Origin of the sequence: Pseudoalteromonas sp. McH1-42, assembly GCF_022347845.1 — a bacterium.
GTDB lineage: Bacteria > Pseudomonadota > Gammaproteobacteria > Enterobacterales > Alteromonadaceae > Pseudoalteromonas > Pseudoalteromonas rubra_D.
On record NZ_JAKRFU010000005.1, the window covers coordinates 146,108 to 159,489 of the forward strand.

Annotated in this window: 13 protein-coding genes; 7 read left to right on the forward strand and 6 right to left on the reverse strand. The window is 47.3% G+C overall.

The window, feature by feature from the left end; genetic code table 11:
• Positions 1-45 precede the first annotated feature (45 nt).
• Both MHN31_RS05850 and MHN31_RS05855 read left to right on the forward strand, forming a co-directional pair.
• Positions 46-972 carry a hypothetical protein gene (locus MHN31_RS05850; protein ID WP_239443723.1) on the forward strand — a complete coding sequence of 309 codons (927 nt, stop codon included), beginning with the start codon at positions 46-48 and terminating at the stop codon, positions 970-972.
• A 581-nt stretch (positions 973-1,553) separates the two neighbouring features.
• The gene (locus tag MHN31_RS05855) at positions 1,554-3,581 is read left to right on the forward strand and encodes a methyl-accepting chemotaxis protein (protein WP_239443724.1); all 2,028 of its coding nucleotides are present in this window, start codon (positions 1,554-1,556) and stop codon (positions 3,579-3,581) included.
• Positions 3,582-3,591: 10 nt separating this feature from the next.
• On the opposite strand, the gene MHN31_RS05860 is transcribed toward MHN31_RS05855, so the two are convergent.
• Together MHN31_RS05860 and nhaR are read right to left on the reverse strand one after the other, a co-directional pair.
• Positions 3,592-3,873: a SelT/SelW/SelH family protein gene (locus tag MHN31_RS05860; RefSeq protein ID WP_138538407.1), complete on the reverse strand. Its 282-nt coding sequence runs from the start codon at positions 3,871-3,873 to the stop codon at positions 3,592-3,594.
• Positions 3,870-4,784, reverse strand: coding sequence for a transcriptional activator NhaR (gene nhaR / locus MHN31_RS05865; protein ID WP_010380070.1), 915 nt, complete (start codon positions 4,782-4,784; stop codon positions 3,870-3,872). Before nhaR ends, MHN31_RS05860 begins: the two co-directional genes overlap by 4 nt.
• 138 nt (positions 4,785-4,922) lie before the next feature.
• On the opposite strand from nhaR, the gene MHN31_RS05870 reads away from it, so the two are divergent.
• From MHN31_RS05870 to arfB, 5 genes are all read left to right on the forward strand, one after another.
• Complete coding sequence (locus tag MHN31_RS05870) at positions 4,923-5,225, forward strand: hypothetical protein (RefSeq protein ID WP_125562615.1); 303 nt, start codon at positions 4,923-4,925, stop codon at positions 5,223-5,225.
• A 384-nt stretch (positions 5,226-5,609) separates the two neighbouring features.
• Complete coding sequence (locus MHN31_RS05875) at positions 5,610-6,878, forward strand: HlyD family efflux transporter periplasmic adaptor subunit (protein WP_239443725.1); 1,269 nt, start codon at positions 5,610-5,612, stop codon at positions 6,876-6,878.
• An 87-nt stretch (positions 6,879-6,965) separates the two neighbouring features.
• Complete coding sequence (locus MHN31_RS05880; RefSeq protein WP_228553408.1) at positions 6,966-8,294, forward strand: ABC transporter permease; 1,329 nt, start codon at positions 6,966-6,968, stop codon at positions 8,292-8,294.
• A gap of 10 nt (positions 8,295-8,304) precedes the next feature.
• Positions 8,305-9,516 carry an FtsX-like permease family protein gene (locus tag MHN31_RS05885; RefSeq protein ID WP_239443726.1) on the forward strand — a complete coding sequence of 404 codons (1,212 nt, stop codon included), beginning with the start codon at positions 8,305-8,307 and terminating at the stop codon, positions 9,514-9,516.
• 56 nt (positions 9,517-9,572) lie between these two features.
• The gene (gene arfB / locus MHN31_RS05890) at positions 9,573-9,986 is read left to right on the forward strand and encodes an alternative ribosome rescue aminoacyl-tRNA hydrolase ArfB (protein WP_049863493.1); all 414 of its coding nucleotides are present in this window, start codon (positions 9,573-9,575) and stop codon (positions 9,984-9,986) included.
• A 12-nt stretch (positions 9,987-9,998) separates the two neighbouring features.
• On the opposite strand, the gene MHN31_RS05895 is transcribed toward arfB, so the two are convergent.
• Genes MHN31_RS05895 through MHN31_RS05910 form a run of 4 tightly spaced genes read right to left on the reverse strand, consistent with a single transcriptional unit; the run spans position 9,999 to position 13,325 of the window.
• Complete coding sequence (locus MHN31_RS05895) at positions 9,999-11,249, reverse strand: ATP-binding protein (RefSeq protein WP_125562623.1); 1,251 nt, start codon at positions 11,247-11,249, stop codon at positions 9,999-10,001.
• A gap of 6 nt (positions 11,250-11,255) precedes the next feature.
• Positions 11,256-11,945, reverse strand: coding sequence for a response regulator (locus MHN31_RS05900; protein WP_125562625.1), 690 nt, complete (start codon positions 11,943-11,945; stop codon positions 11,256-11,258).
• Positions 11,945-12,343, reverse strand: a complete 399-nt coding sequence (locus tag MHN31_RS05905; protein WP_171045070.1) for a DUF3019 domain-containing protein — start codon at positions 12,341-12,343, stop codon at positions 11,945-11,947. The genes MHN31_RS05900 and MHN31_RS05905 overlap by 1 nt, the downstream gene beginning before the upstream one ends.
• Positions 12,333-13,325 carry a MipA/OmpV family protein gene (locus tag MHN31_RS05910; protein ID WP_239443727.1) on the reverse strand — a complete coding sequence of 331 codons (993 nt, stop codon included), beginning with the start codon at positions 13,323-13,325 and terminating at the stop codon, positions 12,333-12,335. Before MHN31_RS05910 ends, MHN31_RS05905 begins: the two co-directional genes overlap by 11 nt.
• Positions 13,326-13,382 lie beyond the last annotated feature (57 nt).

Below are 13,382 nucleotides of genomic sequence, written 5' to 3' on the forward strand. Positions count from 1 at the left end.
AAAGCAATGCTTTTTGTGTAGATTGCCAGGCTTGAGAGGAAATATATGTCACAATTGAAAACCACACTGTCGTTTACTTTTTCGGTCTGTGCGCTTAGTGTCGCGCTCTATAGCCACTTTACCCACTCTCCAGTACTTAGTAGTACATCTGATGTTCAATCAGCAGAAAATGTATCGTTGCAAGGTCACAGCGAACAGTATACGTCTGTCGAGGCAGGTAGCTTGGTTCAAAAACAGCAACATATTGAACAATTAGAGGAACAAGTGCGTTACTTACAGGAGCGTGTTCTCGAATTAGAGAATCGCACGTTCTCAGCGCCAGCGTCTCCTGAGGCGCTTGAGGATTCTGTATTGGCAATCCTGGAGAGGAAGGAACAGAAAGAACGTGCCGCACACAGACAGAGCAATCCGGTTTATGGCTTTTATGAAGACCTGCCTGATGACTATGAGATGCGCCTGAAAACCGATCCTGAGTATGCGGATAAACTGAGCAGACAATTACAGCAAAAAGTGCTGGATGAGAGTTTACCTGTGATTGACCGCTTGTCGGCAATGGGCCAGTTACAGATGAATATGTATGTGCTGAATCGTACGCAAATGGACACCATGAGCTACGACACCGTGGACGCGGTGATTAAAATCAGCCGTGGCCAGTATGATGATAAACTCCGAGTTCAGGCGTTGGATGTAGTTGCACAAACGCCTGTGGTAGACGCGCGTATAGCGCGTTCTTTACTGGATATTGTTGAAAAAGAAGACAACGATTACATGCGAGCAACGGCTGCAGAAGGCCTGATGTCGCAATATTATCAGGCTAACGATGAGCAATATCCAGGCCTTAAAAGGCAGCTGGCAAACGATATTTTAAAATTATACGACAATGATATTGATAATCAGGTTTATAACCTGATGCAGCGTATGATCGGAGACGAAGACCTGCTGGAACAAATTCGCAAAGATGCCAACAAGTAATGTTTGGTAATCAGTCAGGTTTAAAGTTTCTCCCGCTTTGCAGATATGTTGCTCGACATGTCAGCCTCGCAGCTTTCGTAATGTATACAAAAGCCAGGAGTAAGCTGTATTTATCAGAATGATAAGCGATAAGGTGTCACTTGCTTATTTGATGGATGTGATTGTATTTGAGGTGCCTCAGAAAAGGGGTCAAAAACTGCTTGAGTATATTTTTTCGCATTCACAATTCAAGACCAGTCAACTGGCTGTCGCGCACAAATAATGCGCGGGGCTACGTCAACAATATGGGTTACGGTTTTCGACGAGCCAGAAAGCAATATGACAATGCCAAGCAAGGTGTGAACTGTAAAATCGAGATCTCATTAACTCTGATAGGTTAAAACAGCGTACTAACGGGCCAGCTTTGTCAGCTATTTTAGTTAGGCTGAGTTAAATTGAACGACTAATATGGGTAACCACATTTCGCAGTGTAATAATTACTTCTATATTTATATTGTATTTTTCATCAATAACTCGCGTATTTAACACTGTCATCTAGCTGCATATAAATAAATTAGGTGGTAGTAAAGGAAGGTATAGCCATGTTGCCGTTGCGGCTTTCCATAAAACACAAAATCACCCTGGGCTTTGGTGGAATTGGTATGTTGCTGGTCATTGCCAGTGCGCTGGCTTATTGGGCACTGTTAGAGATCCAACGTGCCAACCATAAAGTAACAGACACCGCCCAGCCCATCTTGCATGCCGCCGAGCAGTTTCAGCAACAGCAACTTAGGATCAGTAATCTGGTATCCAAGGCATACAGTGCGAGTGATGAAAGGGCAATACAGCAGATCCAGAAAGCATTTAACCAGGCTGAAGCACGCGCGCAGTCGCTATTTGATGAATTAGAAATGCGCTCGGCAGATAATCCCGGCGTGGTGCGGCCGCTTCGGGAAGTTGCTACAGTGCGTACTGAATTGCGACAATTCTCAGAAGCTTTGTTCGCAGCACGTCTGGTGCAATTTCGCGCGGGCCACACTATTCAACAAGGCGTTGGCCAGTTTTTTGAACACAGAAATACTGCGGGTACAGCGATGTTGGATATCGAGCTAATCGAAACAACGGATACCCGGCTGAGAGATGAAGTCGCGGGGACCGGGATCCGCATTGATGATCTGCTGTTTACGCTGGAAAACAATGTGCAATCTCTGGCGCAACTAGGCTCTGATGCCCTTGCGACGCACCGCGATGATGTTGGCTTTATTATTGATAACATCAGTGACAACCTGACATACCTGAAACGTCAGTCTGCCGGGCTGCCTATCGAATCATTACTTCAGCAGTTTGAACCGGCCTGGGAGCACATTGCTCGTCAGTTAAAAGAGCCTGGCACTTTGTATCAGGCGCTTGAGCGGCGCCACCGGGGCCAGCAAACCGCTATGGAGAGTTATCGGCGTGCTGAGCAGACCTTTACCGACTTGTTTGACCAGATTGATACCATCCAGAGTCAGGCCCAGAACCAGTTTGATTTGTATCAGCAGGCATCAGATCAATTGATTGAAAAAGCTCAACATGCGGCGCTGATATTAGTACTGGTCTTCGCCATTTTAGCGGTCTGGATCGCACTGTCTACCAGCCGTGCGATGCTTATCCCACTGGCAGCAGTAAATAAAATGCTGAGATATATAGCCTGTGGAGATTTTTCCAGGCAGATAGTCAAACGTCAGGATGATGAGTTTGGCACTCTGACTGACAACATCAATCAGGTAAAGCAAAGCCTAAGCAGTTTGTTGGAAGAAATTGATACTCAGGTCTATGAATTGAAAAACTTAGCCGGCTCTTCATTGGCGCGCAGCCAAACACTGACCAGCCGGGCAAAGGCTCAGGTTGAGCGGACAGACAATGCGTTGAACATTGCGTCTAACATAGCCAACAGTGCTGTTGATGTATCTGAACAGTCACAAGATGGTGTGTCTGGGCTTAAGCATGCGCAGCGGCTGAATCAGGAAACGGCTCAGAGCGTTATGCATAATAAAGAAAAAATCATGTCTTTAAGCAGCACGATGACTGAATCAGTGGGAGCGATGGACGGACTCAGAGGCCACAGCGAAGACATAGGGAAAATCCTTGATACGATAGTCGCAATTGCTGAGCAGACTAATTTACTGGCATTAAATGCGGCCATCGAGGCTGCAAGGGCCGGTGAACAAGGTCGTGGCTTTGCAGTAGTGGCTGATGAAGTCAGACAGCTCGCTATTCGTACACAAAATGCCACGCAGGAGATCAACAAGATGATTGCGACTCTGCAGGCCGATACGCACACTACCGCGACTCTGATCCAAAATGGGGAGCAGGATGTTCGCGCGTGTGCCCAGCAAAGCGAAGTGCTCGCGAGTAACATGGCGCAGGTTAGTGAGGCCATAGAACAAGCAACCGCATTGAGTGAACGGGTGCTAGAGGCCGCAAATCACCAGGCAGCACATTGCGAAAGTATTGCCGGGTTAATGAAAGATGTTCAGGAAACGGCTGCTCGTAACTCACAGGAAATGGGCTTCATGGCCAAAGACAGTGAGTCACTTAGTGGCTTTGCAGCCAGGCTGACCCAGCTTATTGAGCGCTTTAAGCTCTAGCTTTTTGACTTTAACCGGCGCTGTCGATATGGCCCATATCGCGCCCGGGATCGAGCTGATCCCGCACCCGACGCTTCAAAATTTTAGCTTCCGGAAAGCCGCCATCACGCTCCCGACACCAGATCAAGGTATCGTCATAATAGATTTTAAATACGCCCTTGCTGGCCGGGACCAGAGCGACCTCGGCCAACTCATCTGCAAACGTTGATAGCAATTCCTGGGCAAGCCAGCCACTGCGTAGCAACCACTGGCATAAAACACAATACTGAATTGCTATTCTGGGTTTACTCATGTTGGTTCCTGATTATCATCTATGCTGCGCGCATGTTGCACAAATTCGGAGTAAATTGAGTCTTTGATCAGTCTGTCGGGAGTAAAGGCATAGTAATTCTGATAGACGTTTTCGATTGCACCAATGAAATTTACATCATAGTGTCGCTCTATTTCTTCGCGCACAGACAAAGGTGCAGGAAATACCCCGAATCCTTGTTGCCCCAATGCTTTCATCAAAGCACTGTCGTCTACATGACCGGCAACAGATATCTCGATTTTGAGTTCATTGAGCCAATACTGAATGGCGCTGGTGACCGGACTGTTCTTGGCTGGCAATATGATTGGTGTGTCGGCCAGTGCAGCTGGAAAGTTGTCGCCGGTTAAGGCCTGATCCTGCTTCATGCCATAAAACCCGATCTGACTCTTACCAATTTCGTGACAGAAGAGTTTGAACGGAGTGTCACCATCTAAGGGCTTATCCGCCAACACCAGATCCAATTTGTGCGTGGCCATTTGTGCCAGCAGCTCAGCTTGTTGACCGTCAATGCAGTGCAGGTTGGAGATACGCTCGTTATCAATCAAGGGAGCCAGCCATTTCGAGACCAAAGACTTTGGCAGCGCATCGGAAATACCTACCTTCAGTGTTCGATTGATTGAGGCAAGATCACCTTTGGTGGTTTCAAGCCACTCTTCTGCAATGGCAAACATGTCATCGGCATATTGCTGGGTGAGTTGTCCATACTCTGTCAGTCGTAATCCCCTGCCTTCTCGTAAAAACAGCTGCTTACCCAGACGCTGCTCCAGACTGGTGATCTGTGCGCTGATAGTTTGTGGTGTCAGATGCAATATTTTGCTGGCCGCGGCAATGCTGCCGTGGCGACTAACCTGCCAAAAGTAGTACAGGTGATTGTAATTTATGTTCGTTATCATTCGTAATATTCGAGGTTTCGCTAAGAATTAATCAGCTTTTTTCTTTTTAAATACATTAGTAGATTAGCCTCATCGACGCAACAATATGAGTTCAATTTCCAGTAAATTGCTGGCTTTGTACAAGAGGTTGATAGCATTATGAAACTAAATTTCAGAGCAACAGGCAAGCGTATTGCGGAGGCGACCAAGTCGCAGCTCGCAAAGTTGGCAACCAACAAGTTTATGCGCTACGCCGCCCATATTCGCAAAGTGCGCATTGATGTGGATGAGCAGCCCTGCCAGCGCCATGGCGTTTTGACTATCTGTAAAGTGGAAGTGTTATTGCCCGGGTTACCCAGTGTCTTCGTTCGAGCCAAAGGTAAGAACATGATGCAGGTGATCAAGCGTGCATTGCGTGACAGCGAATTGCTACTGGCGCGCCAGTTTAATCGGGTTGCTTAGTTTAGCCCCAAGCGGACTAAAGCAACTTTAGTTAAAAAGTAGAAAATTTATTCGACCCAAACTGAACGAAATAGGAGGTGGCGTCCAGGTTAGAATATGATTATGCAGTATTTACAGTTATTCCCAAGCACTTGCGGCGGCATGGAGGCCGCGCTTTCCGCTCCTCTTTTCAGTTTATCCACTTAACAAGCTTACCTGTTCCCGCTACAAATAGAGTTGTTTGGCGCAAAAATTAGCCAACTAAGAGCAATAATGTACCCAGATTAATTTTCAAACTGATTAAAGTATTAATAAAATGTTTATTGTTGGTGACATTTAGATGGAGTTTTGCTATTTTCAGAGCCTGGTATTGATCAACACTTTTTAGTTTCAAGGACGTAGTGCATGCAGTATATCGACGATACCAGCGCTCAGGACAGCCAACTAGAGAAAAAACACAACTACAAACTCTATTTCCTGCTTATCGCTGGTGTATTTATTTCATTATATTTTGTTGTTCCTCAGATACTTGCCTGGGCAAGTGGAGAGAGCGCCGTGAGAATGGAAAACATTCATGTGGCGGAAGTACGTCGTGGTGAATTCGTTCGGGATATTTCTGTTCAAGGCCGTGTGATAGCGTCACGACGTCCTACATTATACAGTCCGGCAGAAGGTACAGTCACTTATTTGGTGACTGCCGGAGACTCGGTAGAAATGAGTCAGCCATTGGCGCAGATAGACAGCCCTGAGCTGAAAAGCTTGCTCGCTCAGGAACTGGCAGAGTTAACGCGTCTCAGTACTCAACTAGAGCGAGAAAAAATTCAGGCAAAGAAGCAGGATCTTGCTCAGGAGAATTATCTGGGTAAAGCAATCGTGGCGCTGAATGCGGCAAAGCGTGAAATGCGCCGCAATGAAGAAGGTAAAAAGAATCAGGTAGTCAGCGATATAGATTACCAAAAAGCAAAAGATGAACTGGAAAACGCACAGCGAGAACATCGCCTGGCGGTTAAAGAGGTTGCTTTGCTGAAGGAAAGCCAGAAATTTGAGATCCAGACACGCGCCATTGAATTGCAAGCTCAACAGGTTTTGGTGGACGAACTAAAGAGGCGGGTGGCCTCACTGGAAATACGTTCCCCGGTTAACGGCATTGTGGGTAACCTGAGTGTCGATCAGAAAAATACAGTGGTGAAAAATCAGCCGTTGCTGAGTGTGGTGGATTTGTCCCACTACGAGGTTGAGGTCAATATTCCAGAGAATTATGCCGATGATCTGGCTTTGGGAATGCCTGCTCAAATTACTTTAAATGGTCGTGCTTATGAAGGCGAGCTCACTGCAATATCACCCGAGATAGTGCGAGGCCAGGTTGAAGGCAAGATCCGCTTTAAGGAATCAGAGATCACCGGCCTGAGACAAAATCAACGTTTAACCAGTCGTATTGTGCTGGAGGAAAAGTCTGGCGTAACGTATTTGCCCAGAGGTCAGTTTGTCGATGCATACAGCGGCAAATACGCCTACGTACTGGACGAAGGTAGTGCGGTGAAAAAGCCCATAAGTTTGGGATCGAAAAGTCTCGGACAGGTAGAGATACTGTCAGGGCTAGCTGTGGGTGATACGGTCATCATTTCTGATACGCGCATGTTTAATAGTGCAGAGCGTGTGCGAGTAGTTCAGTAATTTAATCAATGCGAAGGCGTGATCACAACGATGATCGTGCTAACCCGGCGCTATTCTCGGGTTTAACAAGGTGGAGGAAGCATGCTGATGAGATATTATTTCAAACTGGCCTGGATAAGCTTCAAACAGACTCCACTATTAAGTTCCTTAATTGTGGTCACCATTGCGGTCGGTATTGCTGCGACGATGACCACCTACACCATCAATTACATGATGAACCAAGAGCCCGTGCCAGGTAAGGCAGATACCTTGTTTTTGGTGCAGCTCAACAGCTGGGGCCCGGAAAAAGCCTATTATAGTCAGGGTGAAGAAGAGCGGGTACCGCCTTATCTTACTTTTCAGGACGTACAAAACTTATGGCGAGCGAACCGTGCCCAGTCGCACATTCCCATTAGTGGCTACCGGGATCAGTTGAAGCTGTCGGGGCAACCAGACTCTAACGCGAAAACAGCATTGGTGCGTTCTACCAGTCGGGACTTCTTCAGTGCCTTTAACGCCCCCATGAAGTTTGGTACTGCCTGGTCTGCTGAGGCCGATAGACGAGGGGAACAAGTGGCTGTTATCAGTGCTGATGTTAATCAACGGCTGTTTAATGGTCAGAACTCGGTTGGTCAGTCTATTACGCTGGGCGCACTGGAGTATCGCGTAATCGGTGTGTTGGACACCTGGCCAATCTTGCCGCGCTTTTATGGCGAAGCTATGCATGCTTTTCGCAAGCCAAGAGATGTGTTCATTCCATTTGAAACCCAGGTGCGTAACGCTCTTTGGTCTGCAAACTTACAGCCTTTTGAATGCTGGCGCGATCCGCAAGACAGCTCGTTCGAAGCGCTGTTGGCATCTGAATGTGTCTGGGTTTACTTTTGGGTGGAACTACAAGATGCCAATCAACGTCGTGCTTATGAAGAGTTCCTCTATTCCTACGTTCAGGAGCAGCGTGTGCTGGGACGTTTTCAGCGCAAAATTGTCAATAAGCTGAGCACACCAACTGAATACCTGGCCGATCGCGAAGCTATTTCTGACGATAACCGGGTGGCGCTCGGGTTGTCATTGTGTTTTCTATTGCTGTGTTTATTGAACAGCACCAACCTTATGATGGCAAAGTTTCATGGCAAGGCTGGTGAGATTGGGTTACGCCGTGCAGTGGGGGCGAGCAGGCAACAGGTTTTTATTCAGTTCAGTGTTGAAACTGTGTTGATGGGGATATTTGGCGGTGCTCTGGGCTTGGTGCTGGCCCAATTGGGTCTCATAATTTGCAGTCGTGCATATCAGCACTTGAGCAGCGATTTGATGCAAATGGACTTGTATATTCTGGTGTTGACGCCGTTGGTGGCGATATCAGCCAGTGTGTTTTTTGGTCTTTTTCCTGTCTTTAGAGCCAGTCGGATAGAGCCTGCCAGCCAGTTAAACAGTGTGTGAGGGACAACTTATGAGAGACTTGCTACCTATTCTCAAAACGCTGAATCACAGTCGGACCGCACCGATGCTGTTTGTATTGCAAATTGCCGTCACCTTTATGATCCTGGTGAATGCCGCTTATATGGCATTGCAAAAGCAAGGTTTACTATCCCGGCCAAGTGGATTGGATGAGCAAAATACCTTTTTTGTTCTCACCAACTTACCCGGCGATGCCGCTGCCAGAGCAGCGGATATTGAGCAAGACTTGCTGACTTTAAAAGAGTTATCTGGCGTTATTAATGCGTCTGTCACTTCAGGTGTTCCGCTAACTGGGTGGGGGCGCTTTTTGGAAGTCGCGACTCAGGCCGATGGAGACTACGATACGTTCAGTGGATACTATGGGGGTGATAATGCCCTGTTAGAGACGATGGGACTGACGCTGGTTGCCGGGGAGGGCTTTACTCAATCCTCGCTTTATGCAGATACGGACGGATTTCGTGTCGCGACGGAGATCATCATTACACAGGCGCTCGCACAGTCATTGTATCCGGATGACTGGCGCCAGGCAGTAGGGAAGACGATTTATATTGATAAACGGCCTCAGCAGGTTCGTGGTGTAGTGAAAAGTTTGCAGGCTGCATGGAGCTTTTGGGTGGTCGTAGAACACAGCGTGCTAGCCCCTGTGATAGAAACCAGTGAATACGTTTATTACTTGGTGCGCAGCGCACCGGGCCAACAGGCTCAGGCGATGGCGAATACGGCGGATTATTTAATGCGCCGACATGGTCGGAAGATTGAAGAGTTGATGACTTTTACTGAAGTTAAACAGCAAAGTTATCAGGCTGAGTATGCGGCGAGTATGACCTTGCTTTGGGTCGTAGGTTGTTTATCCTTGGTTACTGCCCTTGGCATATTTGGTCAGGCACGTTTTGCTGTCACCCGACGTGTTCGACAAATTGGCATTCGCCGTGCACTTGGCGCGCAACAAGGGCAGATTGTGGGCTATTTTATGTTAGAAAATGCACTGCTTACTTTGTTTGGCGTAGCACTTGGATGTGTTGCGGCGATAATACTGAATATGCAGTTTAGTAACTGGTTTGAATTGGCGACGGTGCCCGCTGAATTTTTTGCCCTGGGCGGGGTATGCATGATGTTACTGGGTCAGGCAGCAACCCTGGCTCCTGCTTGTCGGGCAGCTAGAGTGTCCCCTGCGATTGCAAGTCGTCTTGGTGCGTCCAGATAGACGAACGTATATGCGACTTGTTATGATAGCCCCTAGAGTAACGAGTCGTAGTCACTATGTTAAAGTTATCAAATCATGTCGAGTTGGCAGCCTGGGAAATTGAATTATCAGCGATCAGAGCGCAAGGTGCGGGTGGCCAAAATGTCAACAAGGTATCTTCTGCCATTCATCTGCGGTTCGATATTCAGCGTTCAACCCTACCTCCATTTTACAAAGAGCGATTGCTGGCTTTGCAGGATAGCCGTATCAGTAAAGAAGGTGTGATCGTTATTAAAGCGCAGAGTTTTCGTACCCAAGAGCAGAACCGTGAGGATGCATTGGCCAGGTTGAAGGCGCTGATCCTCAGTGCAACGAAAGTAGAAAAAAAGCGCCGGGCAACCAAACCTACCCGAAGCTCGCAGCGAAAGCGACTTGATAGCAAAAATAAGCGGGCGCAAACCAAAGCGATGCGTGGCTCCGTTAAATTCTAATTAGCCTGTTTGCTAGGCTACAAGTGGCAGCCTGAGCGTAAAGCGGGCGCCACCCAACTCAGAATCATCAATCTGGCAGTCAGTGTGGTGCCATGACAATATTTTGCTGACAATGGCAAGGCCTAAACCAAATCCGCCTGTATCTTTGTTACGACTCTTGTCGAGTCTGGAGAACGGCTGGAAGACCTGTTCACGCTTTGATTCAGGAATGCCGGGGCCATCATCTTCAACCATAAAAACAGCCATATTGTGCTGTCTTCTCAAGGTGACCCGAATGGTGCTTTGACCATATTTATCAGCGTTCTGTAACAGGTTTTGTATGACCCGGGTTAACTGATGTGGATCGCATTCAACCGGGACATCACTGATAATGTCTGTCACCAGGTTTTTGCTAGTTGTTCGGGCAAGTTTTTCGAGCTGATCCAGTATCAGCGGTGCCAGATCACATTGCTGCATGTGCAGTTGCTGATTGGCAAACTCCAGTCGTGCATAGCTGAGCATCTCGTCAATCAGTACTTCCATTTCGGTGACGTCTTCTTCCATTGCTGAAACCTGCTCCGGTGCTTTTGGTGCCAACATGGCTAGGGCAAACTTTAAACGTGCCAGTGGGGTTCTTAGTTCATGGGACACGGCATTGACCAGTTGTTTTTGGTTGCTCATCAGGCTGGCCGTTTTCAACGCCATTCTTTCAATTTGCTGAGTCAAGGTGTAGATGGCTGAAAATCGCGATCTGGTTGGTGTCAGGTCGAGTGAGCCTGATGCGAGTTTCTCGGATGTACGCTTGAGTTGTACCAGGTCAATCCACAGCGGTCTTAACCATATGACTAGCAACAGTGCCAGCACGGAATAAGAGAGCAATTTGATGGTGTATTGCTTCACTTTAGCTGATTTTGCAGGAGCAAATGGACCGAGCTGAATGACAGAGGTACTGTCGTTAACAACAAAAAGTAGCAGGGCGTTACCTTCATCATCAAAGGAGGTAATGATTTCGCCTTGCTTAAGCGCCGTCAATTGTTCGGGTAACCAAGCGACATCTTCATATGAAAATACGCTCAGCTGCGGTTGTGCCCTGAGGTAGGAGTCTAGCTCGTGTTTCTGCAGGTAAGTGAGTGCCTGCTGGTAGTTCTTAGCAACCTGAGTCGCGTGACGCAAATCATCAGGTGCTTGCTCCACCCAGTTTCGCCATATCGTCTCACTGCCTAGGTTAATCGCAATGATACTCGCAAATACCACAATATAGAGGCTAACAAGTAAACGCAGCATCGCGTATTAGTCCCAGGCTGATTTAGAGCACAAATATCCTTTCCCCCAAACTGTGATTAACCGGTAGGGTTGTTCCAGGTTGTCATTGAGTTTTTTGCGCAGTCGGGAGATCCTGACATCGACGCTACGGTCCAGTCCGTCATAAGGTCTGCCCACAACCTGGTTATATATGTGCTCCCGGCTTAGGGTATCACCAGCGTTTCGGGCCAGTTCCCACAGCAGATCAAATTCATAACTTGTCAGGTCAATTTCCTGTTCACTCAGATAGGTTTTACGTGCGGCTTTATCGATGCGCAGCTGACCGAGTGTTAATTGATCCTTGCTGTCATTTTGTTTACCCTGACGGCGCAGGAGTGCGTTGAGTCTGGCGAGCAAAACGTATGGTTCAACTGGTTTGATTACATAGTCATCGGCACCAATCTCAAGGCCTCTGACATGATCAAAATCACTGTCTTTAGCGGTCAGAAATAGCACAGGCCCTGGGTAGTCTGGTCTGATCCGGCGGCATATTTCGAAGCCATCAAGATTAGGTAGCATAATATCCAGAATCACTACATCAGGTTGCTCACTGATGATTTTCTCTGGTGCGAGTGCCCCATCGTGTACCAGGGTTACATCATAATTGTTACTTTGTAAAAACTGTCCGGTGAGCTGAGCCAGTCTCTCATCATCTTCTACCAGTATGACTTTGGTCATTAGAATAAACTCCAATCTGTTTTAAGTTTCCTGCGATACTTAGTGCTGACAACAGCATTGACTTTGACAGTCTTTTTGGCGAGCGTATTTTGATTTGTATCCCTCAAACTAAACTCCATGTTTTGTGCCAGTTTGACAGCTAGCTTGGCAGTTCCTTTGTTGCTGCTCTCCCAGCAGTGTAAGCGCGCATTCGCCTGATACAGGCATAGGTTTTCCGGTACGGCGTGATGCCAATTAACCCGAATGGTCATCTGACAGGTTTGTCCTTGCGTTTTTACCATACAGACCAGCGGTTTTATCTCGAACAGCGGGGGTGGCTCTGAGGTGGCTTGCACTGAAAACGTGCACCACATAAATGCCCCAACTGACAAGCTGTACAGGGCACAGTTAAAATGCATACAAGCCTCCAATGAAGACAGAGGTTGTATAATCTTCATCGACGATAGGACTGTTTGCGATACTTGAGCCAAGCCATTGATGTTTTGCGGTGAATTTAAATTGCCAGCTGTCGCTCAGTTTGTGGTTATATGCTATGCCAATATAAGGATTGAAAGTGCTCTCGACCTGGTAACGAAAGTGAGTAAGTTCGGTATCTCTCTCAGTAATGCCGTAGTAATAACTACCTAACTTTGCGTCCTTGTAGTCGACGCCCACCTTAAACTGGAGTTGAGCATATTTGGGGTCACCAAATGGCAATTTGTAACTATACCCCACTGAGCCGTGAAACCCGTTATAAATTCCCCTTACATCGTGCAGTAATTTTACTGTTAGCTTTTGTTGTTCAGAGATGTACCAGTGCGCCAATATACCACTGTCGATCGCCCATTTTCTTTTTGCCAGATCATCAAAGGTTAAAGAAGGTTGTTGAGGCTGTTCTGGATTTTGCTCAACGTCGGTGAGAGGGACTTGGACACTGACCTCATTGGGCGGATTAACGTTGTCCCCCCCGTCTGCACCGGCACCATTGTCACCGGAATTGATATCAGTTTGGGGTAGGTTAATCCGTTCGCTGATGTCCGGGGAAAGCGTATTTGAGCGCAATAACGTACCGGGTCGGGAGCGGCTAAAGAAAGCTTGTTCAGAATTGAGCTCAGCAATCCAGCTAACATCAAATGCACGATGGTCAAAAAAGGTGTAACCGATAGCTGTGTTATCGAGAAAAAACCGGTCGCTGTAATAGCGCACATAGGGTAATACGATCAGAGGGGAATGGTCGCTATCTTTTAAAGGGTTAGTTGCAACACCTGCCCCTAGCGCGACGGAAATCTCCCATTGCGATACTTCAATGCAGTTTTCGGGATGGGTATCACAGTTGGCCAAAGCCATACCACTAAACAACACTGAGCCAATCACACCTGACAGACGTTTCACTTTTTTCACCCACTCCTACCCTGAACATCTGTACTTTACCAATAAAATTACTAATTGCCAGAAAGA

Coding starts and splice junctions, on each gene's coding strand:
- MHN31_RS05875 (WP_239443725.1), top strand. CDS start 5,610: ATGCAGTATATCGACGATACCAGCGCTCAGGACAGCCAACTAGAGAAA.
- MHN31_RS05870 (WP_125562615.1), top strand. CDS start 4,923: ATGAAACTAAATTTCAGAGCAACAGGCAAGCGTATTGCGGAGGCGACC.
- MHN31_RS05850 (WP_239443723.1), top strand. CDS start 46: ATGTCACAATTGAAAACCACACTGTCGTTTACTTTTTCGGTCTGTGCG.
- MHN31_RS05860 (WP_138538407.1), bottom strand. CDS start 3,873: ATGAGTAAACCCAGAATAGCAATTCAGTATTGTGTTTTATGCCAGTGG.
- MHN31_RS05880 (WP_228553408.1), top strand. CDS start 6,966: ATGAGATATTATTTCAAACTGGCCTGGATAAGCTTCAAACAGACTCCA.
- MHN31_RS05855 (WP_239443724.1), top strand. CDS start 1,554: ATGTTGCCGTTGCGGCTTTCCATAAAACACAAAATCACCCTGGGCTTT.
- MHN31_RS05905 (WP_171045070.1), bottom strand. CDS start 12,343: ATGCATTTTAACTGTGCCCTGTACAGCTTGTCAGTTGGGGCATTTATG.
- MHN31_RS05895 (WP_125562623.1), bottom strand. CDS start 11,249: ATGCTGCGTTTACTTGTTAGCCTCTATATTGTGGTATTTGCGAGTATC.
- nhaR (WP_010380070.1), bottom strand. CDS start 4,784: ATGATAACGAACATAAATTACAATCACCTGTACTACTTTTGGCAGGTT.
- MHN31_RS05885 (WP_239443726.1), top strand. CDS start 8,305: ATGAGAGACTTGCTACCTATTCTCAAAACGCTGAATCACAGTCGGACC.
- MHN31_RS05900 (WP_125562625.1), bottom strand. CDS start 11,945: ATGACCAAAGTCATACTGGTAGAAGATGATGAGAGACTGGCTCAGCTC.
- arfB (WP_049863493.1), top strand. CDS start 9,573: ATGTTAAAGTTATCAAATCATGTCGAGTTGGCAGCCTGGGAAATTGAA.